This window comes from Brevibacillus borstelensis (genome assembly GCF_003710865.1).
Lineage (GTDB): Bacteria > Bacillota > Bacilli > Brevibacillales > Brevibacillaceae > Brevibacillus > Brevibacillus borstelensis.
Genome location: NZ_RHHO01000088.1, coordinates 1 through 4,305, shown reverse-complemented (window position 1 = coordinate 4,305; position 4,305 = coordinate 1). Strand labels below are relative to the sequence as shown.

Here is a 4,305-nt window from a genome sequence, read left to right as displayed (position 1 = left end):
TTTCTCGACAGCCTGAAGACGCTTGAAAAAGCGTCTTTACGTGTATTGGCACCTTGCCAAGCGTATTGCTTACCGACAAAGACAGTACTGTCGGGAATGCTTGTAATGTTTGGATATACGAATGGCAACAAGGTCACTTCCCGCACACGGGTCGCATGAACCAACCTTTTCAGGCGTCAATCCGCGGTCCGCGGGATCAAAACTATTTTTTCTTCCCATACAATATCCGCAGATCAATCGTGATCTCGGAAATATCCATATCTTTTGCCTTCTGCAAGTCCTCTTCCGTGCATCCCCACGATAACGGTGTCATCCGAATCAAAGGTTCGACCAGCGCTTTTTCAAGCTTCCAACTATATTTCAGCCGCTCACTTTCTACAAGCTCAAACGCTTCTGTAAATCTCGCGACCGTATTGTCGTTTGCGTACAACTGCTTGTCGCTTTGCTCATAGAAAATTGCCCGCAGCTCCTGGAGATATCCGCTTTCCGGGATTACCTTGATCACCATTCCATCGTCTTTGAGCATACGTTGGCACTCTGCGTAATTCGAAGGCGACAAGATCGCCAGAATGAAATGAAATTGCTGGCTGGCAAATGGGCAATTGGCAATATCGGCGACACACCAGATCATATCCGGATAGTCTCTGGAGGCGAGATAGATCCCCTCCTTGGCAATATCAGCCCCCACTGCCAACAACTCGTGAGGCGAGCTTTGCACGATCTTTTCTCGGATAGCAAATAAATGCGCGCCTTCTCCACATCCTGCATCCAATATCCTCAGCGGCTCGCGTGTCGACTCGTGCTCACGGATGATCCTGCCGCCAATCTGATCGACCAGCGGCTGAAACACTCCGCTCTTGTAAAGACTCCTTCTCGATTCGAACATTTGTTTATCGTATTTCGTTTTGAGGCCGTGGGACAGAACATTCACGTACCCCTGTCTGGAAAGGTCAAAGGTATGATGATTCGTACATTGCAGGCTTTTCTCAAGAATCAACTCCATGGCCCCTGAACAAAGCGGACAACGAAACAAGCCATTATTCGCTGAAATAAGACCCGCAGACTTGATCTTCTTGCTGTTATTGGACACAAAAAAGCACCCCATTCATTCGTATTTCGGTGAATGAAAAAGGCACAGATAAATAAACCCAGCCATTTTGACTGAGATTACATAATCTGTACCTTACATTACCGTAAACGAATGAATTGGATGATCATGTTGGTAACCTCTCCCGTAACAAATCTGGCGAAGGGGATATTTCCCTTGCGACATTAAGTATAGCACTTTTCGTTATGGGAAAAAAGGTTATGGAAAACAGAGTGCTTTTACAATAATCCTCTGCCGATAAAATTGGCGGATACCGGCTGCAGACCAAGCTCTCTCGCCCAGATGGACAGCTGTCCCATATGGTGGATCTCGTGCGCGATCACATGCCTTACTATTTCTCCTTGTGTGTACGCTGTTTCGGACCAGGAAACGGTCACTTTCTCTCGTTCATTTTCACCAGACCACGATTCCAGAAAGGATGCGATTTCACTGCGGCATGAATCGGAAAAATCTTTCACCCGATCAAGTGACTGGTAGTCGCCAAAATTCGGCTCAGTGTCCGGTTTGCCTTGGATCCCGAAGATGATCCAGCTATACTCCACATCCACGATGTGAAACAGCGTGTACAGAATGCTGCCGGCTCCGCCCACACGGCTGCGCAGCAATTCTTCGCGGGGCAGTTGCTTCAACAGCTCCAGCCATTCATCTCTGACCATCCAATTATAGTGGAACAATGCTTGCATGTTTTCCAGCTCCTTTTCCGCCAAAAGATTGGATTCGAATTTGCCCCCGTAAACGGAAGAAATCGTTTTGGGCGTTCACTTTGCCATCTTTCTTGGTCAATGCCGAGAAGCTCGTACTTTTTCCATTTGACTCAACACTCTTTGAAATTGAGGGTGTATATTGTTTGTCGTACAATTCTGAAATCTCTCTCCATCTCGAACAACTATTGCTATATTATGCTTTATGTAACAAACATTATCAATAACCGCTACATGATAGACATTCCTTCTAGGATGATTTCTCATTACAGAACAGTTGCAGCGAGTTACTGGAAAATTGGTGTTGTCTAAATCCATCCCATGCCGATCGACTTGAAGGTTGAACTGCTGTCCTTTTCGTTGATTTGATTCAGCCATACATTTCAATGATTGGCATCATAAGAAAGAGGCCGACCTATCCGTAGATATTTCTAGGGAAGGGCAGCCTCTACGTTAAATAGCTCTGTGCTATAGGCAAAAAAGGGCGGGAGTTTCAAGAAGCGCCGAAAAGGCAAACAGAGTCGAGTTTAATGGAACGCAGGATGGAGCCGCGACGGCGTATAGATAGGAAGACTGACGGTGAACGTCGATCCTACCCCGATCTCGCTTTCAATATGGATTTTCCCGTGGTGGTTTTCGATAATGTTATAGCTGACCATCAGGCCGAGTCCGTTTCCGTCCTCTTTGGTGGAATAAAACGGAGAACCGATTTGCTTCAGCTTTTCTTTAGGAATCCCGCACCCTTGGTCGATAAAGCGGATAACGGCAAGCTCCTGTTTTTTCTTGACCTGGATCAGGAGCTTCCCGCCGCCCGGCATTGCTTCAATCGCATTTTTCATCAGATTGATGAACACTTGCTTCATCTGATTTTCATCGCAGTAAATGGTGACGCCGGGGGTAAACGCGGTCAGTATCTGTACATTATGGATAAGAGCCTGCGTTTCCAATAATGTAATGACGTTTTGCAGCATTGATTTAACATCTTTCTCCTCAAACTTTCGATCTGTTGGCTTGGCCAGCAGCAAAAGCTCGTTGACAATGACTTCGATCCGGTCCAGCTCCGCTTCCATAATGTCCAGATACTCTGTTTTATAGTCTGGTCCCTTTTTGATGAGCTGTAAAAATCCTTTCAGCGATGTCAATGGATTGCGGATTTCATGTGCAATGCCCGCCGCTAGCTGGCCGGCTATCGTCAGCTTTTCCGAATTTCGCAAAAGCTCCTCGGTCAATTTTCGCTCGTTTTCAAGCAAAAGACCCTCCGATCTTTTCAAAGCGGTAATATCCTGCACTTGTGTGAGAAAATAGAGCGGGCGCCCGCAGTCGTCCCGGACCATGGAGACGTTCAGCAGCACCCAAACCACGCGACCCTGTTTCAAAACGTAGCGCTTTCTCATCTGATAGGATTCGATCTTCCCTTCCAGCAGCTGTTGCATGTAATCAAGGTCTGCCGCGAGATCGTCGGGATGGGTAATATCCTGGAAGGTTCGGGACAAGAGCTCTTCCTCTGTATAGCCGATCAGGTCGCAGAAGGATTGATTTACTTTCATCCATTGCCCATCCAAGGAGACCAAAGCCATTCCAATCGAAGAATATGTAAATGTCTGTAAAAACAGTGATTTGTTCTCCACATCAGCACCAAACTTCAACGAATATCGCTCCTTCCAAATCTCGATTGTGACAAGCAATTTGCGAGAACCTTCCTCTGATTTGCCCGGAGTTTTCATGATGGCCAGCCGCTGCATCTTCCTCTCTTTCGCTTTACGGAGCACTCAGCATAAACACGATAATACTCTTGTCCATCCTTGCATTGGATGCAACGAACAATTCGATGACCCTTCTGTTCAGAACACTTTCAATATGGCTGTTTTTGCCTAGAAACTGCTTCTCCACATTTTTCTTCGCCAAAAGGACAATGCCTTCGTGTCCAAGCCGGATCAATTCTTTTTCGATCTGGACAAATACACCCTGCTGTATAAGCAGAATCAATCTCGCATGCAATTGGTAGGAAACGAGGTTCTCCGGTTTTCTCTGCACTTGCTCATGGTGCAGGTATATCTCGCGATGCAAAGCTTCCTTTCCTTCATAAAGCTCTGAAAAGGAAGGATTGTATGAAAAAGGCGTGGAAGCAATCCCCAAAAAAAGCCCCGACTTTCGATGGAAATTCCAGTCGTAATAAAACTCGGTAATCTCTCTTTCTGTTATTTTATTTATGTACGTTTTGATTTCCGGCAACAGCTTTTGCATGAGTGAGTCTCTGATACTGTTAACTGTGGTTTCCTGGCCTTGTTCCAACAACACCTGTTCGATAGGAGACAAGAAGTTTTTGATATAGACGGTAATAAAAGTATGTCCGATCGATACAAAAATCGATTCCGGTCCCTTCCCAAAGTTGTCCCGAAGGATTTTCCCAATATAGCTGCTGATCTCTGTTTGCTGAACTACGCTTTCCATCGTTTCATTCCTTTTAAAAGGGTAGTTGTAGAGTAGAGAACTGAA

4 protein-coding genes are annotated in these 4,305 nt (G+C 45.9%); all 4 read right to left on the bottom strand.

The window, feature by feature from the left end:
• Nucleotides 1-202: 202 nt before the first annotated feature.
• A complete protein-coding gene (locus EDM54_RS25770) occupies nucleotides 203-1,105 on the bottom strand; it encodes a putative RNA methyltransferase (protein WP_170208423.1) in 903 nt (300 codons plus the stop codon).
• 221 nt (nucleotides 1,106-1,326) lie between these two features.
• Nucleotides 1,327-1,791 carry a DinB family protein gene (locus EDM54_RS25765; protein ID WP_024983608.1) on the bottom strand — a complete coding sequence of 155 codons (465 nt, stop codon included), beginning with the start codon at nucleotides 1,789-1,791 and terminating at the stop codon, nucleotides 1,327-1,329.
• A gap of 545 nt (nucleotides 1,792-2,336) precedes the next feature.
• Nucleotides 2,337-3,533 carry a PAS domain S-box protein gene (locus EDM54_RS25760; RefSeq protein WP_227277720.1) on the bottom strand — a complete coding sequence of 399 codons (1,197 nt, stop codon included), beginning with the start codon at nucleotides 3,531-3,533 and terminating at the stop codon, nucleotides 2,337-2,339.
• A gap of 34 nt (nucleotides 3,534-3,567) precedes the next feature.
• On the bottom strand, nucleotides 3,568-4,305 hold a 738-nt coding region (locus tag EDM54_RS25755), incomplete at its 5' end, for a Na-translocating system protein MpsC family protein (protein ID WP_221175486.1).